24 protein-coding genes are annotated in these 24,039 nt (G+C 73.9%); 15 read left to right on the top strand and 9 right to left on the bottom strand.

The window, feature by feature from the left end:
• Window positions 1-196 precede the first annotated feature (196 nt).
• Window positions 197-595 carry a DUF3592 domain-containing protein gene (locus ACIHAD_RS31195; RefSeq protein ID WP_397358231.1) on the bottom strand — a complete coding sequence of 133 codons (399 nt, stop codon included), beginning with the start codon at window positions 593-595 and terminating at the stop codon, window positions 197-199.
• Between the two features lie 168 nt (window positions 596-763).
• Here ACIHAD_RS31195 and ACIHAD_RS31190 point away from each other — a divergent pair, with 168 nt between their 5' ends.
• The 3 genes from ACIHAD_RS31190 to ACIHAD_RS31180 all read left to right on the top strand — a co-directional run bounded on the left by ACIHAD_RS31190 (window position 764) and on the right by ACIHAD_RS31180 (window position 4,160).
• A complete protein-coding gene (locus ACIHAD_RS31190; RefSeq protein ID WP_397358230.1) occupies window positions 764-2,644 on the top strand; it encodes an FUSC family protein in 1,881 nt (626 codons plus the stop codon).
• A 137-nt stretch (window positions 2,645-2,781) separates the two neighbouring features.
• Window positions 2,782-3,285 carry a MarR family winged helix-turn-helix transcriptional regulator gene (locus tag ACIHAD_RS31185; protein ID WP_397358229.1) on the top strand — a complete coding sequence of 168 codons (504 nt, stop codon included), beginning with the start codon at window positions 2,782-2,784 and terminating at the stop codon, window positions 3,283-3,285.
• A 227-nt stretch (window positions 3,286-3,512) separates the two neighbouring features.
• Window positions 3,513-4,160 carry a DedA family protein gene (locus tag ACIHAD_RS31180; RefSeq protein WP_397358228.1) on the top strand — a complete coding sequence of 216 codons (648 nt, stop codon included), beginning with the start codon at window positions 3,513-3,515 and terminating at the stop codon, window positions 4,158-4,160.
• Here ACIHAD_RS31180 and ACIHAD_RS31175 read toward each other — a convergent pair.
• The 4 genes from ACIHAD_RS31175 to ACIHAD_RS31160 all read right to left on the bottom strand — a co-directional run bounded on the left by ACIHAD_RS31175 (window position 4,104) and on the right by ACIHAD_RS31160 (window position 7,061).
• Window positions 4,104-4,844, bottom strand: coding sequence for a GntR family transcriptional regulator (locus ACIHAD_RS31175; protein ID WP_397358227.1), 741 nt, complete (start codon window positions 4,842-4,844; stop codon window positions 4,104-4,106). The genes ACIHAD_RS31180 and ACIHAD_RS31175 overlap by 57 nt on opposite strands.
• Window positions 4,845-4,854: 10 nt before the next feature.
• A complete protein-coding gene (locus ACIHAD_RS31170; protein WP_397358225.1) occupies window positions 4,855-5,574 on the bottom strand; it encodes an HAD family hydrolase in 720 nt (239 codons plus the stop codon).
• On the bottom strand, window positions 5,571-6,296 hold the full coding sequence (locus ACIHAD_RS31165) for a hypothetical protein (RefSeq protein WP_397358224.1): 726 nt from the start codon (window positions 6,294-6,296) through the stop codon (window positions 5,571-5,573). The genes ACIHAD_RS31170 and ACIHAD_RS31165 overlap by 4 nt, the downstream gene beginning before the upstream one ends.
• Before the next feature lie 111 nt (window positions 6,297-6,407).
• Complete coding sequence (locus tag ACIHAD_RS31160) at window positions 6,408-7,061, bottom strand: GntR family transcriptional regulator (RefSeq protein ID WP_397358222.1); 654 nt, start codon at window positions 7,059-7,061, stop codon at window positions 6,408-6,410.
• A gap of 61 nt (window positions 7,062-7,122) precedes the next feature.
• Between ACIHAD_RS31160 and ACIHAD_RS31155 the strand changes: the two genes are divergently transcribed.
• Window positions 7,123-8,310, top strand: a complete 1,188-nt coding sequence (locus tag ACIHAD_RS31155) for a CaiB/BaiF CoA transferase family protein (protein WP_397358221.1) — start codon at window positions 7,123-7,125, stop codon at window positions 8,308-8,310.
• Window positions 8,307-9,140, top strand: coding sequence for an HpcH/HpaI aldolase/citrate lyase family protein (locus tag ACIHAD_RS31150; RefSeq protein WP_397358220.1), 834 nt, complete (start codon window positions 8,307-8,309; stop codon window positions 9,138-9,140). The genes ACIHAD_RS31155 and ACIHAD_RS31150 overlap by 4 nt, the downstream gene beginning before the upstream one ends.
• 28 nt (window positions 9,141-9,168) lie before the next feature.
• On the opposite strand, the gene ACIHAD_RS31145 is transcribed toward ACIHAD_RS31150, so the two are convergent.
• Complete coding sequence (locus ACIHAD_RS31145; RefSeq protein ID WP_397358219.1) at window positions 9,169-9,807, bottom strand: TetR/AcrR family transcriptional regulator; 639 nt, start codon at window positions 9,805-9,807, stop codon at window positions 9,169-9,171.
• A gap of 130 nt (window positions 9,808-9,937) precedes the next feature.
• Between ACIHAD_RS31145 and ACIHAD_RS31140 the strand changes: the two genes are divergently transcribed.
• The 9 genes from ACIHAD_RS31140 (at window position 9,938) to ACIHAD_RS31100 (ending at window position 19,279) form a co-directional block, all read left to right on the top strand.
• On the top strand, window positions 9,938-10,918 hold the full coding sequence (locus tag ACIHAD_RS31140) for a sugar ABC transporter substrate-binding protein (RefSeq protein ID WP_397358218.1): 981 nt from the start codon (window positions 9,938-9,940) through the stop codon (window positions 10,916-10,918).
• Window positions 10,919-11,010: 92 nt separating this feature from the next.
• Complete coding sequence (locus ACIHAD_RS31135; RefSeq protein ID WP_397358217.1) at window positions 11,011-12,051, top strand: ABC transporter permease; 1,041 nt, start codon at window positions 11,011-11,013, stop codon at window positions 12,049-12,051.
• Window positions 12,048-12,803, top strand: coding sequence for an ATP-binding cassette domain-containing protein (locus ACIHAD_RS31130; protein WP_397358215.1), 756 nt, complete (start codon window positions 12,048-12,050; stop codon window positions 12,801-12,803). The genes ACIHAD_RS31135 and ACIHAD_RS31130 overlap by 4 nt, the downstream gene beginning before the upstream one ends.
• Window positions 12,804-12,908: 105 nt before the next feature.
• Window positions 12,909-13,868: an alpha/beta hydrolase gene (locus tag ACIHAD_RS31125; RefSeq protein ID WP_397358214.1), complete on the top strand. Its 960-nt coding sequence runs from the start codon at window positions 12,909-12,911 to the stop codon at window positions 13,866-13,868.
• Between the two features lie 85 nt (window positions 13,869-13,953).
• Window positions 13,954-14,322, top strand: coding sequence for a nuclear transport factor 2 family protein (locus tag ACIHAD_RS31120; RefSeq protein ID WP_397358213.1), 369 nt, complete (start codon window positions 13,954-13,956; stop codon window positions 14,320-14,322).
• 148 nt (window positions 14,323-14,470) lie between these two features.
• Window positions 14,471-15,790, top strand: a complete 1,320-nt coding sequence (locus tag ACIHAD_RS31115; protein WP_397358212.1) for an MFS transporter — start codon at window positions 14,471-14,473, stop codon at window positions 15,788-15,790.
• The gene (locus tag ACIHAD_RS31110) at window positions 15,787-16,725 is read left to right on the top strand and encodes a hypothetical protein (protein ID WP_397358211.1); all 939 of its coding nucleotides are present in this window, start codon (window positions 15,787-15,789) and stop codon (window positions 16,723-16,725) included. The genes ACIHAD_RS31115 and ACIHAD_RS31110 overlap by 4 nt, the downstream gene beginning before the upstream one ends.
• Entirely contained in the window at window positions 16,722-17,777 is a 1,056-nt protein-coding gene (locus ACIHAD_RS31105) for a DUF917 domain-containing protein (protein ID WP_397358210.1), read from the top strand. The genes ACIHAD_RS31110 and ACIHAD_RS31105 overlap by 4 nt, the downstream gene beginning before the upstream one ends.
• Entirely contained in the window at window positions 17,774-19,279 is a 1,506-nt protein-coding gene (locus ACIHAD_RS31100) for a PucR family transcriptional regulator (protein WP_397358209.1), read from the top strand. The genes ACIHAD_RS31105 and ACIHAD_RS31100 overlap by 4 nt, the downstream gene beginning before the upstream one ends.
• Before the next feature lie 21 nt (window positions 19,280-19,300).
• Here the strand turns inward: ACIHAD_RS31100 and ACIHAD_RS31095 are convergent, their stop codons facing one another.
• The 3 genes from ACIHAD_RS31095 to ACIHAD_RS31085 form a co-directional block, all read right to left on the bottom strand.
• A complete protein-coding gene (locus tag ACIHAD_RS31095) occupies window positions 19,301-19,483 on the bottom strand; it encodes a hypothetical protein (protein ID WP_397358208.1) in 183 nt (60 codons plus the stop codon).
• A gap of 124 nt (window positions 19,484-19,607) precedes the next feature.
• Entirely contained in the window at window positions 19,608-21,248 is a 1,641-nt protein-coding gene (locus ACIHAD_RS31090; RefSeq protein ID WP_397358207.1) for a hydantoinase B/oxoprolinase family protein, read from the bottom strand.
• Window positions 21,245-23,272 carry a hydantoinase/oxoprolinase family protein gene (locus tag ACIHAD_RS31085; protein WP_397358206.1) on the bottom strand — a complete coding sequence of 676 codons (2,028 nt, stop codon included), beginning with the start codon at window positions 23,270-23,272 and terminating at the stop codon, window positions 21,245-21,247. The genes ACIHAD_RS31090 and ACIHAD_RS31085 overlap by 4 nt, the downstream gene beginning before the upstream one ends.
• A 145-nt stretch (window positions 23,273-23,417) precedes the next feature.
• Here ACIHAD_RS31085 and ACIHAD_RS31080 point away from each other — a divergent pair, with 145 nt between their 5' ends.
• Window positions 23,418-24,038 (top strand): YigZ family protein, encoded by a 621-nt coding sequence (locus ACIHAD_RS31080; protein WP_397358205.1) that lies wholly within the window; start codon window positions 23,418-23,420, stop codon window positions 24,036-24,038.
• Window position 24,039: the final 1 nt, after the last annotated feature.

The raw sequence follows: 24,039 nt of genomic DNA, 5'->3' as shown, positions 1-24,039 counted from the left end.
TACAGGGCCGCCACGACCACCGGCCAGAACGCGCCCGCCGCCGCGATCCGCGACCACGACACCCGGCCCTTGTCCCAGCCCAGCTCCCGCGCCTTGGCGGGCTTGAGTCCGAGCACCACCGGGGAGCATGGCCGCGCGGCGGCGGGTCGCAGCGGTGGTCTCGGCGGCGTTCTCAGTGACGTTCTCAGCGGCGTTCTCAGTGGGTGGCCGGGCGCCAGGGAGTGTCGGCGGGGGAGGGGCGCCAGGCGGCCCAGTCGATGCGTACGCGGTCGGGCCGGGCCGGGTCCACCTTCACGGGCAGCACCGCCCCCGGGACCACCAGGCCCATGGGGACGCGCGGCAGCGTCTGCCGGTGGGTGACCCGGTAGGCGGGGCCCTCGTCCGGCTGCACCACCAGGCCGAAGCTGACGACGGGCTGGTCGTTGACCGTCATGTGGGTGTCGGCCATCGACTCCACCACGGCCGGCGCGGGAATCCCGGTCGCCAGGAGCCGCTGCCCGTTCCTCGCCATGATCAGGAACGGCACGCCGACCGCGGCCGTGATCAGCGTCGTCCCGGCGATGATCGCCACAGCCAGCAAGGTTCCCGTGGTCACTGTGCTTCCCCAGTTCTGTCCTCCGCCCGGCGCGCGGGCGGCTCGTTCCGTCGGATCTCGAAGGAGTTTCTAGCCGGGACGGCTTGATCACCACTTGATCGCCGGTTGCAGGATCCCGGCGTCTACCTGGTTTATTTCACATGTAAAACACCTGGTAATCTTTTAGGGATGACCAGCGCCCACCGATCCCCAGCCCTGCCGTTCCCGCAGTCCCTGCCGTCCGGGCGTCGGGCGCGCCTGCCCGTACGCGCCGCGCTGCGCCTGGGGCCCGTCGGCGACATCTGGCACAAACCCGCACTCAGCGCCGTCGTCGCCCTCGCCGTCCCGCTGCTCGCCCTCCTCTGGGCCGGGCGGCTCGACCTGGTGCCGTACGCCGCCGCCGGCTCGATGTGCGCCCTGTACGGGCACGGACTGCCGTACGCGGCCCGTGCCAGGGCGCTGGCCTGGGTGGTGCTGGGCATGCTGTCCGGCACGGCGGTCGCGCTGGCCACCTCGGCCCTCACCGACTCGGTCGCCGTACGGGTGGCGGTGGCCGCCCTGCTGGCCGGGCTGCACAAGGCGGCCTGCGACGCCACCCGGATCGGGCCGCCGGGGAACGTCGTGCTCACCTTCGTCGCCGCCGGTGCGGCCTTCGTACCGCAGCAGCTGGGCGACGTGCCCCCGCACGTGGGCCTCGGGGCGCTCGGCGGGCTCCTGGCCTGGACGGTGGGCATGGCCCCCGGCCTCCTGCGCCCCGACGGCCCCGAACGCGTCGCCGTCGCCCGCGCCCTCGAATCCACCGCCCGCCTCCTCCGGACCACACCGGTGACCGGTGACCTCCCCAGGGACCGCGAGGCCCACGAGGTGCACCAGGCGCGTCATGCCGCCGCGGCGGCGGTCAATGCCGCCTGGCAGACGCTCCTGCGCTCCGGCGTCCCCGCCCGGCGCCGCGACACGCTGTCCCGGCTGCTGATCCGCGCGGAGTCGGCCGGCGCGGGGGCCGCCGGGGAGCCCGGTACGGTCCCCCCGGGCACCACTCGGAGGGCCACCGCCGACGAACTGACCGGCTGGGCCCACGACCTGCGCAAAGGCCGCCCGCTGCCGTCCCTCCCCGAGGCCGCGCTGGCCGCGGACGAGCGCGCCGAACTCGCCGGCGTCACGGCCGAACGGGGCGAAGCGGTCGAACGAGGGGAAGCGGTCGCCGCGACCGAACAGACCGAAGTGGCTGAACGGACCGAAGGGGTCATCGCGGCCGAAGGAGGCGGGCCGGGCAACGCGGCAGCGCCAGGGGGAGCGGCGTCCGAGAGGGCGGCGTCCGAGAGGGCGGCGTCCGCAAGAGCCGTGTCTACGGGAGGGCGGCGTGGTGGGTGGGGTGGCGTTGTGCGGGTGGGCGTTGAGGTGGGGAGACGGTGGCGGGTCGTGGCGATGGTGTTCGCCGGGGCCGCCGTGGCCGGGTGGGGGTCGATGGCACTGGGGGTGGGCAGGCCGTACTGGGCGGTGGTGACGGCGGCCGCCGTGTTCGCGGCCAACACGACCCTCTCCTGGAGCCGCGCGATCCAGCGCGTCGTCGGCAACCTGCTCGGGGTCGGGCTGTTCACCCTGGTGGCCCCCGTGACCCGGCTGGGGGCGGTGGCGCTCGTCGTGGCCGTCCTGGCGCTGCAGTTCGCCACGGAGGCGGCCATCACGCGCAACTACTGGCTGGGGAGCGTGTTCGTCACGCCGATGGCCATCCTCATGAGCGAGTTCGCCGGGACCCGTCCGGTGGCCGAGCTGGTGGCCGACCGGTGGCTGGACACGTGCGTCGGCGCGGCGGCGGGGCTGCTGGCCTGCGTGCTGGTCCCCGACAGGCGGGCGGCCCGGCGCGTACGGGCGGGGCTCGTACGCCTGGAGCGGATCCTGGACGGGACGCCGGAGCCGCGGGAACGGGACCGGCTGCGCGCGGCGCTGGTGGAGGTCCGCGACGCCGCCGACGTCGCGGCGGGCGAGTGGTGGAGCGGCGCGCTGCCCCACGAGCGCATCGCCGCCGCAGAACGCGCGGGCCACCGCAGGCTCGCCACCCTGTACGCCTGACCGCTCCGCCACGCCCGCGCGGCGCCCCCGAACCCAGCTCCCTCGGACGCCGCTCTCCGGGACGCCGCTCCCCCTGACGGCCCCGGCGCGTACGATCGGAGCCACCGGAAGATCGGCACGAGGAGAGGACCGAGCACGTGGAGGATGCCGTCGCGAAGGCGTTGCGGCAATGGCGGCAGGTTCTTCCCGACGCCGACCTCGACACGATCGCCGTCATCGGCAGGCTCAACCGCTGCGCCGCGCTCCTGCAGCAGGCCGCCGACGCCCCGCTCGGGCGCGCCGGGGTGAGCCGCCCGGAGTACGACCTCCTGTGCGCACTGCTCCGGGTCGGCGGCGAGCTGACGCCGGGCAGGCTGGCCCGCGAGACGTTCGCCTCGGGAGCCGCGGTGACCAAGCGCGTCAGGCGGCTGGAGGAGATCGGGCTGGTGGCCCGGCGGGTGGACGAGCGCGACCGCCGCGTCGCCCACCTCTCGCTGACCGGCCGCGGCAGGGAGCTGATCCTGCGCCTGCTGCCCGAGCAGCTCGACTACGAGACCGAGCTGCTGGCCGGGCTCCCCCGCGACCGCGAACGCCAGCTCGCCGACCTGCTGGCCGACCTGCTGCTCGTCCTGGAGGGCCGCCTCGGCGGCCTGCTCGGCTGATCCCGTCTCGGGCGAGCCGGGCACCGGTCCTGCCCGCCTGCTCGGCTGATCCCGTCTCGGAGGAGCCGGGCACCGGTCCTGCCCGCCTGCTCGGCTGATCCCGTCTCGGAGGAGCCGGGCGCCGCTCCCGCCCGCCTGTCCACCCCTGTCGGACGAGGGTGGTCCGGGGGGTGAGTTCCGGGTGGCGGACGGACGGAAGAGGCGGGGAGCGGGGTTAGGGTGGCCGCGTGCATATCGACGAATGGCTGCAAGCGATCCCCGCCGCCTGGTTGTGCGCGATGGTCGCGCTCGTGATCGGCGTGGAGAGCCTCGGCATCCCGCTGCCCGGCGAGATCGTGCTGGTCAGCGCCGCCATTCTGGCCGCCAAGGGCGTGGTCAGCCCGGTCGCGGTGGGTGTGTGCGCGAGCGCCGGGGCGATCCTGGGCGACTCGGCCGGTTACGCCATCGGGCGCAAGGGCGGCCGCCGGCTGTTCGAACGGCTGGGCAGGCGCTTCCCCCGCCACTTCGGCCCCCGCCACGTCGCCAAGGCGGAGAACTACTTCCACCGGTACGGCGTCTGGGCCGTGTTCGTCGGCCGTTTCATCGCGCTGCTGCGCATCCTCGCCGGGCCGCTGGCCGGGGCGTTGCGCATGCCGTACTGGCGGTTCGCCCTGGCGAACGTGCTGGGCGGGATCGTGTGGGCGGGCGGCACCACCGCGGTGATCTTCTATCTCGGGCTGGTGGCCGAGAAGTGGCTGAAGGGCTTCTCCTGGGTCGGGCTGGCGGTGGCCGTGCTGTTCGGCATCGGCACCACGCTCTACCTCAAGCGCCGCGCGGCCTCAGCGCTCGATGAGGGTGACCTCGAGGGAGTAGTGCGAGGCCCGGTAGACGTGTGAGCCGTGCTCGACGGCCCGGCCCTGGTCGTCGTACGTCGTCCTGATCATGGTGAGCAGCGGCGCGCCGCGGCGCTCGTCGAGCAGCTTGGCCTCGACCTGGCCGGCGGCGCGGGCCCCTATGCGCTGGTTGGCCACCCGCATGCGCACGCCCGCGCCGCGCAGCAGCTCGTACAGGCCGCGGCCCTCAAGGTCGGCGGGGGAGAGCGGGGCCAGCCCCAGCGGGAGCCAGTTGTGCAGGACGGCGAGCGGCTCGCCGGCGGCGAAGCGCAGGCGTTCGAGGTAGAGGATCTCGGTGCCGGGCTCGACGCCCAGGATGGCCGCCTTGTCCTCCTCGACCGGCCGCGGCTCCAGCACGAGCACCTGCGTGGCCGGCTCCTGGCCCGCGCGGCGCAGGTCGTCGTAGAGGCTGGTCAGCTCGACCGAGCGCTTGACCTGGCCGTGGACCACCTGCGTGCCGACGCCGCGCTTGCGCACCAGCAGGCCCTTGTCCACGAGGTATTGGATCGCCTGGCGGATCGTCGGCCTGGACAGGCCGAGCTTGTCGGCGAGCAGGATCTCGTTGTCCAGCCGGGAGCCGGGCGTCAGGTCGCCACGCCGGATCGCCTCGGCGATCTGCTCGGCCACCTGGAAGTAGAGCGGCACGGGGCTGGATCGGTCCAGGTCGATGGCCAGGTTCGGGGTCATGCTGATCAGCCTAACCGAGGTAAGAATGTCCAGACAAATAGCGGGCGGCGAGCAGCGCGGGCAGCTCGGTGAGCGAGGTGAGGCGGGGGAATCCCTCCGGCGCGGCCTCGGTGCCCAGCCGGTCGATCCACACCGAGGGCATGCCGGCCGCCGCCGGGCCGCGTACGTCGTTGTCGAGGTCGTCGCCCACCAGCAACACCTGCTCGGGCGGCAGCCCGAGGGCCCGCGCCGCCGCGGCGTAGCAGTCGGGGGACGGCTTGAAGTGCCCGCCCAGGCGCTCGCCGGTCAGCACCGGGCCGACGTCGAGGCCGATCGCGCGCATCTTCGCCTCCTGGACGCCCTGCGACCCGTTGGTCAGGATCCCGAGCGTGTAGCCCCTCAGCCCGGCCAGCGCCGGGGCCACGTCGGGGTAGGCGGCCCAGCCGCGCCGGTAGTGCTCGGCGTAGCCGGCGTAGGCCGCCTCAAGGTCGGCGGGCGCCTCGACGGCCAGCTCCCGGCACAGCGCGCGCACGCGGCGGCGGCGCTGCTCCTCCAGCGAGCACTCGCCCGCCTGCCAGGCGGCCAGGTGGGGGATCTCCAGCGCCGCCCACAGCGCCGCGACCTCGGCCAGGCGCGGATGGCCGGGGGCCAGCGCCGACGCCCACGCGATGATCGCGGCGTCGGCCGCGCCGCGATGGTCGAGCAGGGTGCCGTCGAGGTCGAACAGGATGCCCTTGATGGTGCGGCTCACCCGGCGAGCATATCGGCGGCGACGCGGGCGGCCGTCTCGCGCGGCGGGTAGCCCAGGGTCAGGCCGCGCACCGAGCGCGGCGCGCCGGCGAAGCGTGCCTCGGCGTGCTCGCCCAGCACGTAGGCCAGGGCGGGGGACAGGCCGCGGTGCGACTCCAGCGCCGCGACCTCCGCCTCGGCCCGCTCGGCGGGCAGGGCCTCGCGGTAGTCGGCGATCAGGGAGTCGAGGTCGAAGAGCCGTTCGTAGGGCTCGGTGGTGCCCGCCACGACCCTGACGCCCGCGCCTTCGGCGCGCGCCCGGTAGACCAGGCCGGTGCCGCCGCTCCTGGCGAACCAGCGCAGCGCGTCCTCGACGGGCAGGGTGAAGGTGCCGTACGGCTTGCGCCCGTACAGCAGGGCCTCGGCGACCCAGCGGTCGCACCACCGCTCGTCGCGGTACGGCGTCGGCGACCCGGGATCGCAGCTCAGCCCCTGGGCCAGCACCGGGTTCCAGGCCGAGACCAGCGGGCTGCTGAAGCGCGGCATGCGGGGGCCCAGGCAGCGGCTCAGCGCGTAGCCGTACCAGACGGTGACGACCTCGGTCCGCCGCTTGGGACGACGGCGCTCGTAGGCGCCGTTCATCACCTGGCCGTCGGGATGGCGCCAGGGGCCTGGCTCGGTGCCGTCGTCTGCGGGGACACGGGGGGTGCGGTAGTCGGGATTGAGCGTCCACGCGTCCGCCACAGTGTCGGCTCCCTTCGGCGTCGGGGTCGCGGCAAGACCATCAGAGTGACTCATCGTGCAACACCCGTCACGGTGAATCAATGAACCGGGTGTGAACGATGATGTTTGTCATCAGTGGTCCTTGCGGTACTGGCCCGCCTGCCGGATGTGGTCGATCATGACGCGTTCTGCGGCGTCGGCGTCGCCCGCCTCCAGGGCGGCCAGCAGCTCCTCGTGGGCCCGGAGCTGCCGCCCGGCCCGCGCCGGGTCCAGCCACAGCGACGCCTCGGCGGGCACCGGGACGCCGTTGCGCACCGACCTGGCGTGCGCGCCGAGGAAGGCCGGGCCGCCGATGTCCACGATGCTCAGGTGGAAGCGGCTGCTCTGCTCGGCCAGCCGGTCGTGCCGGCCCTGCTCGGCGTCGGCGGTCATCTCGCGGTGCAGGTCACGCAGCCGGGCGAGGTCGTCGGCGGTGATCCTGGCCGCGGCCAGCCGCGCGCCCAGGCCCTCGACGACCGCGCGCAGGCCGTAGTACTCGGCCAGCGCGTCCTCGCCCAGGTCGATGACGGTCGCGCCGTGGTGGGCCTCGTAGCTGATCAGGCGGTCCTTCTCCAGGCGGCGCAGCGCCTCGCGCACCGGCGTGATCGAGACGCCGAGTCGCCGGGCCACGGCTCCGGCGCGCAGGGCGGTGCCGCCGGGGATGCGGCCGCCGCGGATCTCGTCGAGCAGCACGTTGTAGACGTAGTCGGCCTTGCTCATGGGCGGCGTGGGCTGGCTGGCTGTCATGTCCCCAGTCTCTCGCACGGGCCGGTCGCGGCTATGACTTATTTCTTATAACTTACAAACTATGACAAGTCTCGCCGACCTGCGGGTCATCGACGCGGCGACGTTGTTCGCCGGTCCCTCCGCCGCGATGATGCTGGGCGACTTCGGCGCCGACGTCATCAAGATCGAGCACCCGCGGCGCGGCGACCCCTCGCGCGGCCACGGCGCCTCGGTGGACGGCGTCGGCCTGTGGTGGAAGTCGCTGTCCCGCAACAAGCGCACCGCCGCCGTCGACCTCTCCCGCGCCGAGGGCCAGCAGATCCTGCGCCGCCTGGCCGAGCGCTCCGACGTGCTGATCGAGAACTTCCGTCCCGGGACGCTCGAACGCTGGAACCTGGCCCCCGAGGAGCTGCTCAAGGTCAACCCGCGGCTGATCGTGGCCCGGATGACCGGGTTCGGGCAGATCGGCCCGATGTCCGGGCAGCCGGGGTTCGGGACGCTGGCCGAGGCCATGAGCGGGTTCGCGGCCATGACCGGCGAGCCGGACGGCCCCCCGACCCTGCCGCCGCTGGCCCTGGCCGACGGCATCGCGGGCCTGGCCATGTCGTACGCGATCATGGTGGCCCTGCACGCCCGCGCGGCGACCGGCCGCGGGCAGGTCGTCGACCTGGCCATCATCGAGCCCATCCTGGGCCTGCTCGGGCCGCAGATGACCGCGTACAAGGCGCTGGGGGTCGTGCCGCGGCGCACCGGCAACCGGTCCAGCAGCAACGCGCCGCGCAACACCTACCGCACCCGCGACGGCCGCTGGCTGGCGATCTCCACCAGCGCCCAGCCCATCGCCGAGCGCGTCGTCACCCTCGTCGGGCGGCCCGACCTGGTCGAGCAGCCCTGGTTCGCCAGCGGCCACGGCCGCGTCCAGCACGTGGACGAACTGGACGAGGCGGTCGCCACCTGGATCGCCGCCCGCGACGCCGACGAGGTCATCGCCCGCTTCGAGGAGGCCCAGGCCGCCGTCGCCCCCATCTACGACGTCACCGACCTGGCCCGCGACCCGCAGTACGCCGCGCTCGGCACGTTCGTCGAGCTGCCGGACGAGGAACTGGGCACGGTCACCCTGCAGAACGTGCTGTTCCGCCTGTCGGAGACGCCCGGCGAGATCCGCTGGCCCGGCCGCCCGCTCGGCCACGACACCGACGAGGTGCTGGGCGAGCTGGACTACCCGGCCGAGACCGTCGCGGCCCTGCGCGAGGCCGGGGTGATCGCGTGAACGCCCCCGTCACCTGGCTGTACGTGCCCGGCGACCGCCCCGGACGCTTCGCCAAGGCCGCCGCCTCGGGCGCCGACGTGGTGATCATCGACCTGGAGGACGCGGTCGCCCCCGACGCCAAGGACGCCGCCCGCGCCAACGCCGTCGCCTACCTGCGCACGCCCAGGCAGGCCGGGCCGGCGATCCACGTCCGGGTCAACGACGTGACCACCGCGCGCGGCCTGGACGACCTGGCGGCGGTGGGCGAGCTGGCCGACGCCGTACGGCTGCCCAAGGTCGACTCGCCCGCCGCGCTGGACGCCCTCCCCGGCACGGCCCCCCTGTACGCGCTGCTGGAGTCGGCGGCCGGGATCGTCGAGGCCCGCGCCGTGGCCGCCCACCCGCGCGTGGCCGGCGTGGCGCTGGGCGAGCAGGACCTGGCGGCCGAGCTGTCGATCACCGACGAGAACGCCATGAACCACCTCAGGCTGCAGGTCGTGCTCGCCGCCGCCGCCGCGGGCCTGCCACCGGTGCCCATGTCGGTCTATCCCGACATCAAGGACGAGGACGGGCTCGTCGCCTCCTGTCGGGCCGGCCGCGCGCTCGGCCTGTTCGGCAGGACCGCCATCCACCCCGGCCAGCTCCCGGCGATCCGGCGGGCCTTCCGCCCCACCGAGGAGGAGACGGCCAGGGCCGCCGAGATCGTCGAGGCGGCCGAGCGGGCGGGCGCGGGCGCCGGGGCGGTCGCCCTGCCCGACGGCCGTTTCGTGGACGCCCCGATCGTCGCCAGGGCCCGCCGCGTGCTGGACCTGGCCCGGCGACTCGCGACGGCGGACGAGCAGGCGGGTTAGCAGGCGGGTCGGCGGGCGGGCGGGCGGGTCAGCGGGCCGGGTACCAGCGGACCTGCAGCTCCTCGTCCTCCGGGGCCGGGCCGGGCAGGTCGCGGTGGGCGGGCGGCACCCGCAGCGAGTCCATCATCAGCGCCAGGTAGCGGTGGCGGAGCTGGAAGGTGCGCTCCTCGTCGCCGAGCTTGATCGAGGCGATCTGCTCGAACAGCAGCGCGATGTCGGCCACCGTGACGTCGGCCCGCAGCACGCCCGCCTCGACCGCCCGGTGGTGCAGCCGGGTGGCCAGGTCGCCGGCGCGGACGGCGTCGTGGTATAGCTCCTCGGTCGGCTGGAAGGTGCCGGCCAGCTTGATCGTCAGGGAGTTGGTGTCGGCGTCCACGATGCCGCGCAGGTAGGAGGCGAACGCCTCCCAGGGGTCGCCCTGGTCGTCCATCGCCTGCTGGGCCACGGCGACGTAGAGCTTGAGCCCGTCGCCGCACAGCTTCTGCAGCAACGCCTCCTTGCTGGGGTAGCGGCGGTAGAGCGCGCTGATCCCGACGCCCGCCCTCTCGGCCACGGCCGCGATGGGGGCGCCGGGGTCGGCGGTGAAGACCGCCCGGGCCGCCTGGAGGATCAACTCGTCGTTGCGGGCGGCCTGAGCCTTGCGGCCGCTCATGGGTGCGCTGGTCATGCCTTCAGCATACGGGAACGAATGATTCCGTTCTACTATCGGTGGAGATCGAAATGCTGGTCCGTATGTCTATACAAAGAGATCACAGTGCGGTAGAACCAGGCTAGCCCGTTGGTCTTGGAGGTATCCGATGAGACGTACCCCGATCGTGCTGGCGCTGGCCGGCGTACTCGCCCTGACCAGCTGTTCCTCCTCCGCCGAGCAGGGCGCGCAGAGCGCCGCGCCCGGCCCGGCCGCCGCTCCGGCGGCCGGTGGCGGCAACTTCGCCGTCATCACCCACGGCGGCGCCGGGGACGCCTTCTGGGACGTGGTCAAGAACGGCGCCGAGGCCGCCGGCAAGCAGTACGGCGTCAAGGTCACCTACCAGGGCGACGGCGACCCCGCCAAGCAGTCGCAGCTCATCGACCAGGCCGTCTCGGAGAAGGTGGACGGCCTCGTCGTGTCCATGGCCAACCCCGACGCGCTCAAGGAGGCCGTCGGCAAGGCCGTCGCTGCCCGGATCCCGGTCGTGACCATCAACTCCGGGGCCGACTCCTCCAAGGCGTTCGGCGCCATCACCCACGTCGGCCAGTCCGAGGACGTCGCCGGGCGCGGCGCGGGCGAGCAGCTCAAGGCCGCCGGCGTCACCAAGCTGCTGTGCGTCGTGCACGAGGCCGGCAACGTCGGGCTCGACCAGCGCTGCAAGGGCGCCGAGCAGACCCTCGGCGGCACGGTCGAGCGCCTCCAGGTGGACGTCGCCAACCTCGCCGACGTCACCTCCAAGGTCACCGCCAAGCTGCAGTCGGACAAGCAGGTCAACGGCGTGCTCGCGCTCAACCCGGCGGTCGCCGTGGCGGCCCGCGACGCGATCAGGGACTCGGGCTCGCAGGCCAAGCTCGCCACCTTCGACCTGTCGGGCGACGTGGTCGCCGCGATCAAGGACGGCGAGATCCTGTTCGCCGTCGACCAGCAGCAGTACCTGCAGGGCTACCTGCCGATCACGTTCCTGAAGCTCTACAAGGACAACCTCAACACCGTCGGCGGCGGGCTGCCGGTCAACACCGGGCCCGGGTTCGTGACCAAGGACAACGCCGAGCAGGTGGCCAAGCTGGCCGAGGCGGGCACCCGATGATCGGCCGCGAGCACGAGAGGAGCCGCCGATGATCGGCCGCGAGCACGAGAGGAGCCGCCGATGATCGGCCGCCGGGACCGGGAGGGCCGCCGATGACGGCCGCTCCCGCGCGGGCCGACGAGCGGGTCGCCCGGGTCGGCCTGGCCCGCCGCCTGATCGTCCGGCCCGAGCTCGGGGCCGTGGTGGGGCTGGTCGCGGTGTTCGCGTTCTTCGCCGCGCAGTCGGAGGTGTTCCGCTCGCCGGCCGGCGTCGCCAACTGGCTCGACCCGGCCGCCACGCTCGGCATCATGGCGGTCGCGGTGGCGCTGCTCATGATCGGCGGCGAGTTCGACCTGTCGGCGGGCGTGCTGACCGGCACCAGCGGGCTGATCCTGGTCACGCTGGCCACCCGCTACGGGTTCGGCGTCTGGCCGGCCATGCTGGCCGGGCTGGTCGTGGCGCTGGCCGTCGGGTTCGCCAACGGGATGCTGGTGACCCGCACGAAGCTGCCCAGCTTCATCGTCACGCTGGGCACGTTCCTCATGCTCCAGGGCGTCAACCTCGGCGTCACCAAGGCCGTCACCGGGACCGTGCAGGTCGGCGGGCTGCGCCGGGCGTCCGGGTTCGAGGGCGCCGGCGCGGTCCTCGCGGGCACGATCCAGATCGGCGGCACGTCCTTCCGGGTGGCGATCCTGTGGTGGATCGCGATCACCGCGCTGGCCACGTGGGTGCTCATGCGCTCCAGGCCGGGCAACTGGATCTTCGCGGTGGGCGGCGACGAGCAGGCCGCGCGGGCGGTCGGGGTGCCCGCGGCCCGGACGAAGATCGCGCTGTTCATGACCACGTCGGTCGCCGCCTGGCTGGTCGGCTCGATCCTGGCCCTGCGGTACACCTCCGTCCAGGCCAACATCGGCATCGGGCAGGAGTTCATCTACATCATCGCGGCCGTCATCGGCGGCTGCCTGCTGACCGGCGGGTACGGCTCCGCCGTCGGCGCCTCCATCGGCGCGGTGATCTTCGGCATGGCCGACAAGGGCATCGTGTTCCTGGGCTGGGACGCCGACTGGTTCAAGTTCTTCCTCGGGGCCATGCTGCTGCTCGCGACGCTGGCCAACCGCCTGGTCCGGCGCTATGCCGAGGAGGTGCGGCGGTGATCCTGCAGACCCGGGACATCGGCAAGACGTTCGGCTCGGTGCTGGCCCTGCGCGGGGTGTCGATGGGCGTGGCGGAGGGCACGGTCACCTGCGTGCTCGGCGACAACGGCGCCGGCAAGTCCACGCTCATCAAGATCCTGTCCGGGGTGCACCAGCACGACACGGGGTCGTACCTGGTGGACGGGGCCGAGGTGCGCTTCGCCAGCCCGCGCGAGGCGCTCGACCGCGGGATCGCCACCGTCTACCAGGACCTGGCGATGATCCCGCTCATGTCGGTCTGGCGGAACTTCTTCCTCGGCTCCGAGCCGCGCAAGGGCCCGGCCTTCGACGTGGCCAGGGCCCGCCGGGTGGCGGCGGAGGAGCTGCGCGCGATGGGCATCGACATCCGGGACGTCGACCAGCCCGTCGGCACGCTGTCGGGCGGCGAGCGGCAGTCGGTGGCCATCGCCAGGGCCGTGCACTTCGGCGCGCGCGTCCTCATCCTGGACGAGCCCACCTCGGCGCTGGGGGTCAAGCAGGCCGGCGTGGTGCTGCGGTACATCGCCCGCGCCCGCGACCGGGGCCTCGGCGTGGTGTTCATCACCCACAACCCGCACCACGCCTACCCGGTCGGCGACCGGTTCCTGCTGCTCAACCGGGGAACCAGCATGGGCGAGTACGCCAAGGCCGACATCGGCAAGGACGAGCTGACCGCCCTGATGGCCGGCGGCGCGGAGCTGGAGGAGCTGGCCCATGAACTCCGGCGCGAATGAGGGCCGCTTGAGCGGAATTTGACGGAACCGGGCGATCGGATCGAGGTAAGCCCAGGCAGGAACCGGATGGACGACTGACAACCGGGGACGGCCACCATGACGACGATGATCAGCAAGCAGATCGTGCTGGAGAAGGCGGCGCAGGAGTTCGCCGATGCCAACGCCAAGCGCCCCTTCATCTACGAGCTGCCGCCCGAGCAGGGCCGCGAGGTGCTGGAGAAGCTGCAGTCCGACCCGGGCGTGCCCAGGCCGGAGGTGGACGAGGAGTGGATCCAGGTTCAGGGCGGCCCGACGGGCGTCGTGCCGGTGCGCATCGTCAAGCCCAAGGGCGCCACGGGCACGCTGCCGGTCATTTTCTACATCCACGGCGCGGGATGGGTGTTCGGCTCGGCGCACACGCACGACCGGCTCGTCCGCGAGCTGGCCGTACGGACCGGCGCCGCCGTCGTCTTCCCCGAGTACGACCGCGCGCCCGAGGCGAAGTACCCCACGCAGATCGAGCAGAACTACGCCGCCGCCCAGTGGGTGATCCAGCACGGCGCGGAGAAGGGCCTCGACCCCTCCCGCATGGCCGTGGCCGGCGACTCGGTGGGCGGCAACATGTCGATCGTGCTGACGCTGATGGCCAAGGAACGCGGTGACGTGCGGCTGCTCGGCCAGGTGCTCTTCTACCCGGTCACGGACGCGAACTTCGACACCGAGTCCTACAAGCAGTTCGCCACGGGCTACTACCTCAACCGGGACGGCATGAAGTGGTTCTGGGACCAGTACACGACAGATCCGGCGCAGCGCGCGGAGAGCCACGCCTCGCCGCTGCGCGCGAGCGACCAGGAGCTGCGCGGCCTGCCGCCGGCCCTGGTGCTGAACGGCGAGGCCGACGTCCTGCGGGACGAGGGCGAGGCGTACGCGGCCCGGCTGCGGGAGGCGGGCAACGACGTCACGGCGGTGCAGTTGGCGGGCATGGTGCACGACTTCGCCATGGTGGACCTGCTGCGCGACACCAACGCCAACAAGGCGGCCATGAGCCTGGCGGTCGCCAAGCTGCGCGAGTGGCTCAATCCCTGATCTACAGCGTAAAGATACCTGCATTCCGCGCTACCCATACGGTGAGAAAGAACCATATTTCACCGAGACAAAGGAGTACGGAAGCGTGGCACGCGACGCTGTCTGGGCCGTTATTACCGGCATGTACGACGCCTACGCGCGAGGCGACAGGCAGGGCATCGACCGGCTGCTCCACCCGGAGGCCACGATCTGGGACTCGGCCGAGCCCGGCCTGATCACCAGCAGGCGGCAGCTCGACAGAGTGCGCGACGCGCGGCCGTCGGACGGCCCGGCGGAGACCTCCGTCCGGGCCATCGACGAGATCGTGGACGTGTGGGGCGACACCGCCCTGGCCAGGTACCTGCTGCAGGTGGACTTCGAGCACGGCGACCCCGAGCTCGTCCGGACGACGAGCGTGCTGCGCCTGGTGGACGGCGAGTGGAAGATCGTCCACGTGCACGAGAACACGCTCTGACATCGAGTGCGCGGCGCGGTCCGGCGGCCCGGGGCAGTGCGCCGCGCACAGCCGGACCGGCCCCGGCCGGGCGCGGCGCACACCGAGGCGGAAAGGGGAGGGCCCTATGGTGCGGCAATACTCCCCGCCCCCCTCCCAGGAGCCTCGCATGACCGCCACCGACGCACCGACGCTGCCCATCGGGGCGGCGTTCGACCGGATGCCGTTCTCCCGCCGGCACGTGCTCATCGCGCTCGCGCTGTTCATCGCCTTCGTCATCGAGTCGTGGGAGCAGCTCGCCCTGGTCTACGTCTCCGGCGACCTCGGCCCGGCGTTCGGCATCGACGAGGCCGGGATCGGCGTCGTGCTGTCGGCGGTGGCGTTCGGCATGATCCCCGGCGTGCTGGTCTGGGGGCCGCTCGCCGACCGCATCGGGCGCAAGCCGACCGCGTTCTGGTCGCTGCTGGCCTACGGCGTGATCGCGCTCGCCTCGGCGTTCGCGCCGAACATGGCGACGCTGGTCGCGCTGCGCGTCGGCTCAGGGCTCGCGCTGGCCGGGGTCTACACGATCACCTTCCCGCTCTTCCTGGAACTGCTGCCCACCAGGCACCGGGGCCGGGCGGCGGTGTACCTGTCGATCGGCTGGCCCATCGGCATGCTGGCGGCCATCGCCGCCTCGGTGACGCTCGGCGGCCTCGGCTGGCACGTCGTCGTGATCGCCAGCGCGGCGGCCGGGCTGTGGGCGTTCGCGATCAGGGCGTGGGTGCCGGAGTCGCCGTACTGGCTGGCCTCCCGCGGGCGGCAGGAGGAGGCGCGGGCGGTGCTGCGCACCCTGGGCAGCCCCGACGCCGAGGCGACGTTCACGGTGGCCGGAACGGTGGCGAGCGCGCGCGCCGGCAACCCCATGGACCTGCTCCGCGGCCGGCTGGCCCGGATCACCGTGCTCATGCTGGCGCTCAACTTCGTCTTCAACTGGGGCTACTGGGGGCTGCAGACCTGGCTGCCGACGCTGCTGCAGGCCAAGGGCCTGTCGCTGTCGGCCTCGCTCGGCTTCGCCGCGCTCAGCGCGCTGATGATGATCCCCGGTTACGTGAGCGCGTCGCTGCTGACCGGCCGGTTCGGCCGCAAGAAGGTCTTCCTGTTCTACGTCGTCGCGGCCGTGCTGGGCGGCCTGTGGTTCGCCACCGCGAGCAGTCTGACCGGCCTGTACCTGGGCAACTTCGTCCTGTCGTTCTTCAGCCTGGGCGCGTGGGGCGTCTGGAACACCTGGAACGGCGAGTTCTACCCGACCGCCCTGCGCGGCACCGGCTACTCCTGGGCCACGGCCTCCCAGCTCGTGGCCACCACGGTCGCGCCGTCGGCCGTGGGCGCGCTGCTGGCCCACGCCACCGGCTTCACCGCGACGATGCTGGTGATCAACGTGTTCATGGTGGCCACGGCGCTGCTGGCGGTGCCGCTGCCCGAGACCGAAGGGCGCGAGCTGGAGTGATCCTCGGCGTCGCGCTGGACGGGCCGTCGCCGGCGGTGGTGGCCGTCGGCGACGGCACGCCGCCGTCGGGTGCGGTACGCGCCTGCGTGGCGGTCGACCTCGACGGGATGCCGCGCGCGCCGGTGGCCGCGATCCGGGTGGGCGGCCCGTGCCCGCCGGTGCTGCGGCCGGTGGCCGATCCGGGGGTGGCGACGATCGTGCGCGGCGGGCACAGCCTGACCGGCCGCCCGCTGGCGCCGCTGGACACCGACGCGGTACGCGAGTTCGCCGCCGGCTGCGGGCTGATCGACTTCGCCGTGACGGCGACCGGGTCGCCCATGCTGGCCGACCACGAGCTGGCGGTGGCCGCGATCATCGCGGCGGAGGTGCCCGCGGCCAGGATCACGCTCTCGTACGAGTTCGGCCGCCCCGGCCTGCGGGAACGCGAGGCGCACGCGATCAGGAACGCGGCCCTCGGCCCCGAGGCCGGCCGGGTCGCCGACCGGGTGGCGCGGGAGCTGCCCGGGGTGCCGCTGTTCTTCGCCCGGTCCGGCAGCGGCCTGGTGTCGGCGCACTACTTCCGCAGGTACCCGCGGGCCTGCGACCGCGGCGGGACGACCAGCCTGCGCCGCGGCCGGGCCGCGCTGGCCACGGCGGACCCGGCGCCGTTCGAGGTGATCGAGTCCGGCGGCGCGGGCGACGACCTGCTGGTCGCCGCCTACGGAGCCGCGCTCGCCCGCCCCGAGGCCCAGGTGGAGCGCATCGTGCAGGCACGCGGCCGGGCCGAGCTGGACCGGGCGCTGCAGGACGCCAGGGACGAGGCCCTGACCCGCGTGGTCAGCGCCGGCGCCGCCCCCGGCTTCGCCCGCATCGCCGAGACCATCGTCAACCCCCTGTCCTACCTGCCCGACGGCTTCTACCGGGTGCGCGTCACGGCGGAAGGCGCGACGCCGTGACCCGGCTCGTCGGCCCCGATGAGCTGCGCCGCTTCTCGGCGGGGTCGCGGCTGTTCGCCACGGGCGCGGGCGAGTCCTCCTACAGCCTCACCTTCGCCTGGGCGGAGTCGGTGCTCGGCGACGGCGTCGAGCTGGCCGCGGCCGGCGAGCTGGACCCGGGGACGTTGTGCATGGTGGTCAGCCTGGTCGGGTCCACCACCGCGCTCGGCGAGCAACTGCCCGCGGGCGACGAGCCCGTACGGGCGGTGCGGGCGCTGGAGCGGCGGCTGGGGGAGCGGGCCGGGGCCGTGGTGGCGCTCAACCTGGCGGCCGAGAACGCGCTGATCCCGCTGGTCGCCGCGGCGGCCCTGGGCGTGCCGCTGGTCGACGGCGACGGGACGGGCCGGGTGTTCCCGCTGGTGGAGCAGACGACGTACACGCTGGGCGGGCTCAGCGCGACCCCGCTGGCGCTGGCCGGGGCGTCGGGGGAGCTGGTGTTGCTGGAGACCGCGGGCGGCCGGGTGGAGGAGCTGCTGCGTCCCGTCGTGCTGGCGGTGGGCGGGTGGGCGGTGGCCGCCTGTTACCCGATGGCGGCGGGGGACCTGGCCCGGGTGCTGGTGCCGGGCACGGTCAGCCTGCTGCTGGCGGCGGGGGTGCCCGGCGCGCCGCGCTCGGCGGCGGCCCCGTACGGGGTGCGCACGCTGTGCGCGGGCCGCATCCTGGCCGTCGAGGGCAGCAGCGGGCACGGCGCCGACGTGGCCATGCCCTCGCTGCCCTCCAGCATCGTGGTGCAGGAGTCGGCCGGCCTGCGCAGGCTCGTCCGGCTGGAGGCGCACAACGAGATCGTGCTCGCCCTGGCCGACGGGGCCCCGGTGGCGATGGCGCCGGACCAGATCTGCATGATCTCCTCCGCCGACGGCCTGGTCGTGGACGTCGACAAGGCGGCACCAGGCATGGAGGTGGAGGTCATGGTGGTCAAGGCCGCGCCGGTGTGGCACACGGACCGGGGGCTCGCGCTGGGCGGGCTGCGGGCCTTCGGGATCCCGTTCGAGCAGCGGGCGGAGTCGACGTGAGCGGGCTGCGCGAGCCCGGCTGGGAGGCGCCGGTCACGGTGGCGGAGCTGGTCAACACCGGCCCGCTGGCCGGGGCCCGGATGTACGGCGCCGGCGACAACCCCGTGCACCAGGTCCGCATCGTGGACGACCTGTCGGTGTTCGGCGCGGTGGCGCCGCACACGGCGGTCGTGCTGATCGGGGCGGCGGCCGGGGGCGGCTGGGCGGTCGAGATGGCCATGCGCCGGGCCTGGGAGCAGGCGGCGGCCTGCGTGATCGCGCCGTCGGGCGGCCTGAGCGCCGGGTCGGGCGAGGTGCTGGCCGAACGGCTCGGCGTCACCCTGATCTTCGTGGACGAGGATCCGCTGATCGTCGCCGTCCGGGTCGCCTCGGCGGCCTCGCGTCCCGAGGCGGCCCGCACCCAGCTCGTGGCCCGCTGCGCGACCCGGCTGGCCGACGCGGGCCCGTCGGCGCGGCGGGTGCTCGGGGTGCTCAACGCCGAACTGCCCGGCACGTCGGTGGCCTTCCTCGACCGGTACGGCCTGCACGTCGCCGGCCGCCAGAGCGCCGCCCGCGCGCCGGGCGACCACGAGCCGGCCCGGCCGTCGGGGGCCCGCTGGGCGGCCGAGGTCGAGGTGCCCGGCCAGGACGGCCCCGCGCTCGGGACGCTGGTGGCCGCCGGGACGTCGCGCTCGCCCGGCTGGCCCGCGGTCGTGCGGACCGTGCTGGGCCTGGCGGTGGCGCCGCTGGCGGCGTGGGCGGCCCAGGAGCGCCTGCGCGCCTCGCGCGACTTCGCCCTGCAGTCGGCGCTGGCCCGGCGGCTGCTCGCCGAAGGACGGCCCGCCCACGAGCCGGCCGGGGACGGCGGCATCTGGCTGGAAGGAGCACCGGCCGAGGCGGTGGCGCTGGGATGGGCGGTGCGCGGGGCGCTGACGGCCTACCACGTCCGCCCGGTGGGGGCGCTGGCCGACGACGGGCCGCTGGTCCAGGCGCTGGTCACCGCGGCCCTGGGCCAGGTGCCGGTGCTGCGGCGCGGCGAGGGCTGGGCCGGTTGGTCCTCCGCGCCGCCCGGCGAGCTCGCCGAGCACCTGCGGCACTGCGTGCGGGGCATGCCGTGGCCGTGCGCGGCCGGGGTGGGCGCCGCCGTGGAGGGGCTGGAGGCGGTGGGGGAGTCGCTGCTCGGCGCCGAGGCGGCGGCGTTCGTGGCCGGCGCGGGCACGGTGGCCCGCGCCGACCGGATGGGTCCGGCCGAGCTGCTCGGCGCGCTCCCGGCGGGGGTGCTGCGCGCGCCCGCGGCCGTCGTCCTCCAGCCGCTGCTGGCCGTCGACAAGGACGGCACGCTGCTGGTGACGCTGGCCGCCGTCCTGGACGAGGGCGGCGCGCTCAAGGCCGCCGAGCGCCTGGGCGTGCACCGCAACACGGTCACCACCCGCCTGGAACGCATCAAGGCCGCCGGCTTCGACCTGGACGACGCCGCCACCCGGCTGGCGCTTCAGCTCGCCTGTCATGTGCTGCTGCGCTGAGCCGGGCGCGGCGCCCTGAGGTCAGTAGCCCCTGGTGAGACGGACGCCCGCGCCGACCTTGCGCCGGGTCCCGACGCCGTCGAGGAGGTTGCCCGACGAGGCGACCGACATCGACTCGCCCTCGCCCTTGGCCAGCAGGAGGCCGGCCAGGCCCGCGGTCAGCGCCGCGGAGCCCGCCAGAAGGCGCGTTCGTAACGTGATCACGGAAGTCCCCTCGTGAAGATGGTCATGACGGGGACACGGCCTCCCCAGGCCACGCGTGCCCCCGCGTTGTCGATCATCTTCACAGACCGGAGAACAATCCGTGCGATTTTCGGTCGAATGTGGATCAGTTTTCGATCATGCTCTCGGCCAGGTCGGCGGCCCGCGCCTGCGGGGAGCGGCGATCGGCGGGGCCGTAGCCGCCGCCTCCGCCCGACTCGCAGCGCAGCACGTCACCGGCCGACACCGGCAGGGCGTTGACCTTGAGCATCTCGCGCTCGCCCGCCGTGCCCGGATTGAGCGTCACCCGCGGGGGAGCGCCCGCCGCGCCGCCGGCCAGGCCCCACGCGGGCGTGACCGAGCGCTCGAACCACAGCGACAGCGAGGTGTCGCCGCAGAACTCGTACTCGCGCACCACGCCGTCGCCGCCGCGCCACTGCCCGGCGCCGCCGGTGCCCGGACGCAGCTCGTAGCGGCGCACCCGGACCGGGAACAGCGTCTCCAGCACCTCGATGGGCATGTCCCGCAGCGAGCCGTTGACGTTGTTGATCAGGCAGGACTCGCCGTCGCCGCCCTCCCACGCCCCCCAGCCGCCGACCGTGGCCTCCTGGGAGACGTACAGCTTGCCGGTACGCGGGTCCCTCCCGGTGAACTGCACGATCATCGAGTCCCCGTACGAGGCCGCCGCCGCCTTGCCGGGCAGCGCCGGGGCCAGCGCCTTGACCACCAGGTCGATGAGCAGCCCGAGATGGGAGTAGTAGTACTGGCACGCCGCCGGGGCCCGCGCGGCCAGCATCGAACCCGGCCGGGTCTCGACGCTCAGCGGACGGAAGGAGCCCCCGTTCAGCGGCACGTCCCCCGACACCAGCAGCTTGTACCCCACCCGCACCGCCGCCACGGCCTGCGCGGCGCCGCAGTTGACCGGCCCGAGCGCCTGGTCGGCGCAGTCGGTCAGGTCCACGTGCATCGACTCGCCCGACACCGTGACCGTCACCTTCACCGGCAGCGGCGTGTCCAGGTCGATGCCGTCGTTGTCGAGGAAGCCGGACGCCTCGTACACGCCGTCGGGGATCGCGGCGATGGCCCGGCGTTCCATGCGCTCGGTCTGGGCGAAGATCTCGTCCCGGGCGGCCATGACCGTCTCCAGGCCCCAGCGCGAGACGATCTCCCGCAGCCGCCGCTGACCGGTCATCGCGCAGCTCACCTGCGCCCGCATGTCGCCGAGCGTGGCGTGCGGGAAACGCACGTTCCTGGCGATCACCTCGTGCGGGTCGCGGCACGGCCGCCCGCCCGCGTACACCTTGACCGGGCCCAGCCGCAGGCCCTCCTGGAAGATCGACGTGGAGTCCATCGAGCCGCCGGGGTCCTTGGAGCCGACGTCCAGCCAGTGCGCCCGCGAGGCGGCGAACCCGGCCAGCTCGCCGTCGGCGAAGATGGGGCCGTAGACGGTGACGTCGTTGAGGTGGGTGCCGCCGATGTAGGAGTCGTTCAGCACCCACACGTCACCCTCCTGCCACACCTCGCGGCCGTACATGCGCTCGGTCTCGCGGGTGCACACCTCCAGGTTGCCCAGGAAGATCGGCAGGCCGGACGACTGCCCGAGCACGTTGTGGTCGCGGTCGAGCAGCGCCACCGCGCAGTCCTTGGCCTCGTAGATCACGGGCGTGTACGAGCTGCGGATCAGGGTGGTGTTCATGTCCTCGGCGGCCTGCAGCAGGGCGCACCGGATGATCTCGGTCGTCACCGGGTCGATCACTGGGTCGATCATTGGACGTCCACCTTCACGATGAGGAAGCCGTTGTCGTCGACGCCGGCCACGCAGCCCGGCGGGATGACCGTGGTCGCGGTCTCCTCGACCACGATCGCGGGCCCGGCGAACGAGCCGGACAGGCCCGACCGCCGCAACACGGGCGTGCGGTGCACCACGCCGTCGAAGATCACGTCCCGGACGGTCGCGGCCGTCTCCTCCGGCGGTTCGGCGGTCGCGGCGGCGGCGCGCGGGAACGAGCCGAACCCGGTGCTGCGCAGCATGACGAACTCGACCGGCGCCTCGGGGGTGGCGTGGCCGTACCGGCCGGTGTGGGCCTCGGCGTAGCGGGCCGCGACCGCGTCGAGGAAGACCGGCTCGGCGGGCTCGGCGGCGTCGCGCAGCGGGATGGTGAGCGTGTAGTCCTGGCCCTCGTAGCGCATGTCCACGGCGTGCTCGACCCGGCGCCGCTCCTCCGGGACGCCCTGCCCGGCCAGCGCCTCCAGCGCCTCCCGCTCCAATGTCACCAGATTTCGAGACATGTCGCTGCCGTCGAGCGTGCCCTGCGGCCGGAAGTACGGCCGCGTCAGATCCCGGCGCACGTCCGCCTCCAGCATCCCCCAGGCCGAGAACGCGCCCGGGAACCGCGGGACGACCACCTCGGAGATGCCCAGCTCGCGGGCGATGAACACCGCGTGCATCGCCCCCGCGCCGCCGAAGGCGACCAGCGCGAACTCCCGCGGCTCCACCCCGTGCTCGACCGTCAGCGTGCGGATCGCCTGGGCCATCTTGGCGTTGGCCACGTCGCACACGCCCTCGGCCAGCCGCAGCGGGTCCAGGCCCAGCTCCTCGGCCAGCGTGACCACCGCCGCGCCGGCCGCCTCCTCGTCCAGCGTCATCAGCCCGCCCGCGAACCAGGCCGGGTCCACCCGGCCGAGCACCACGTTCGCGTCGGTCACGGTGGGCCGCGTGCCGCCCCTGCCGTAGCAGGCCGGACCGGGCACGGCCCCGGCCGACTCCGGGCCGACGCGCAGCGCGCCCGCCTCGGCGTAGGCGATCGAGCCGCCGCCCGCGCCGATGGTGTGCAGGTTCACGATGGGCATCAGCACCGGGTAGCCCTCGACGCGGGCCTCGGCGCTGACGTCGGGCCGCCCGTTCACCACGAGCGAGACGTCGAAGGAGGTGCCGCCCATGTCCACGCAGATCGCGTTCTCCCGGCCCAGCATGCGGGCCGCGGCGACCCCGCCCATCGTGCCGCCGACCGGCCCCGACAGCAGGGTCTGCAACGGCCGCCGCATCGCGTACGAGGCGTTGACCAGCCCGCCCGACGACTGCATCACGTGCACCGGCACCGGCAGGCCGCGCTCGGCGAAGCGCCGCTCGATCCTGGACAGGTACCCGCGCACGACCGGCCCGGTGTAGGCCTCCAGCACGGCCGAGGAGGTGCGCTCGTACTCGCGCCACTCCCGCGCGACCTCGTGCGAGAGCACCACCAGCACGTCCTCGCCCAGCTCGGCGCGCAGGATCTCGCCCGCCCGCAGCTCGTGCGCCGGGTCGGCGAAGGAGAACAGCAGGCAGACGGCGACGGCGTCGAAGCCCTCCTCGCGGGCCCGCCGCGCGGCCCGCCGCACGGCCTCCTCGTCGAGGGGTTCGAGCTCGCGGCCCCGGTAGTCCAGGCGGCCGCCGGCCTCCATGACGTCCCGGGGTGGCACGAGCGGCGACGGCTTGCGGTAGCGCAGGTCGAACATGCGGTCGCGGTTGCCGCGGGCGATCCGGTAGACGTCCCCGGCGCCCCGGCTCGCCAGCAGCAGCACCCGCGCGCCCTTGCGCTCCAGCAGCGCGTTGAGCCCCTGGGTGGTGCCGTGCACGAAGAACGAGATGTCGGCCGGGTCGTCCACGACCCGGCCGAGCGCGGCGAACACGCCCTCGGCCAGGTCCCCCGGCGTGGTGGGCGCCTTCGAGGCGGTGACGGCCCCCGTGCGCTCGTCGTAGCGGACGACGTCGGTGAAGGTGCCGCCGATGTCCATGGCGACGCGATAGGTCATGCGCCGCACCGTACGCGCGGGACGGCGTCGCGATCATGTGCATCCTGCACAGGGGAGGGGCGCCTCCCGTGCATCCCGCTCAACCCGGTCCCACCGGGGCGGGCGGCCAACGAATCTACAACGTAAAGGAGGTAGCCTGACGGACGTGTCCCAGCCGTACCTCACCCTCGCGGCCGGCGTCGAGCACGAGACCGAGGTGCGCCGCTCCCGGTTCGTCTGCGCGCTGGCCCCCGCCCGCACCGTCGAGGAGGCCGCCGCCTTCATCGCCGCCCGCCGCCGCGAGCACGCCGGCGCCACCCACAACTGCACCGCCTACGTGATCGGCGGGCGGCTGCAGAAGGGCGACGACGACGGCGAGCCCGGCGGCACGGCGGGCACGCCGATGGTCCAGGCGCTGGTCGGCCGGGGGTTCAACGACGTGGTCGCGGTGGTCACGCGCTATTTCGGCGGCGTGCTGCTGGGCGCGGGCGGGCTGGTGCGCGCCTACGGCGGAGCGGTGACAGAGACGCTCGACCTGGTGGAGCCGGTGCGGATGGTCCCGGCCAGGCTGGTGAGCGTCCGGGTGGCCCACGACCAGGCCGGCCGGGTCGAGAACGACCTGCGCGCCTCCCGCTACGCGCTGCGCGAGGTGACCTACGCGGCCGGGGTGACGTTCGCGGTGGCGGTGGGGGAGGACGAGGTGGAGGCGTTCGGCGAGTGGGTGGCCGCGCTGACGGCCGGCCGGGCGCGCGTCGAGGTGGGCGAGGGCGTGCACGTGCCCGGCTGAG

This window comes from Nonomuraea sp. NPDC052265 (assembly GCF_044547985.1).
Taxonomy (GTDB): Bacteria; Actinomycetota; Actinomycetes; order Streptosporangiales; family Streptosporangiaceae; genus Nonomuraea.
The sequence above is the reverse complement of the archived record's forward strand: the minus strand, read 5'-3'. Positions and strand labels throughout refer to the sequence as shown.

Bases quoted from the DNA above. Each gene is read 5' to 3' on its own strand.
- ACIHAD_RS31115 (WP_397358212.1), top strand. From the start codon at position 14,471: ATGACCGCCACCGACGCACCGACGCTGCCCATCGGGGCGGCGTTCGAC.
- ACIHAD_RS31160 (WP_397358222.1), bottom strand. From the start codon at position 7,061: ATGACAGCCAGCCAGCCCACGCCGCCCATGAGCAAGGCCGACTACGTC.
- ACIHAD_RS31085 (WP_397358206.1), bottom strand. From the start codon at position 23,272: ATGACCTATCGCGTCGCCATGGACATCGGCGGCACCTTCACCGACGTC.
- ACIHAD_RS31090 (WP_397358207.1), bottom strand. From the start codon at position 21,248: ATGATCGACCCAGTGATCGACCCGGTGACGACCGAGATCATCCGGTGC.
- ACIHAD_RS31155 (WP_397358221.1), top strand. From the start codon at position 7,123: ATGACAAGTCTCGCCGACCTGCGGGTCATCGACGCGGCGACGTTGTTC.
- ACIHAD_RS31145 (WP_397358219.1), bottom strand. From the start codon at position 9,807: ATGACCAGCGCACCCATGAGCGGCCGCAAGGCTCAGGCCGCCCGCAAC.
- ACIHAD_RS31135 (WP_397358217.1), top strand. From the start codon at position 11,011: ATGACGGCCGCTCCCGCGCGGGCCGACGAGCGGGTCGCCCGGGTCGGC.
- ACIHAD_RS31175 (WP_397358227.1), bottom strand. From the start codon at position 4,844: ATGACCCCGAACCTGGCCATCGACCTGGACCGATCCAGCCCCGTGCCG.
- ACIHAD_RS31140 (WP_397358218.1), top strand. From the start codon at position 9,938: ATGAGACGTACCCCGATCGTGCTGGCGCTGGCCGGCGTACTCGCCCTG.
- ACIHAD_RS31190 (WP_397358230.1), top strand. From the start codon at position 764: ATGACCAGCGCCCACCGATCCCCAGCCCTGCCGTTCCCGCAGTCCCTG.
- ACIHAD_RS31125 (WP_397358214.1), top strand. From the start codon at position 12,909: ATGATCAGCAAGCAGATCGTGCTGGAGAAGGCGGCGCAGGAGTTCGCC.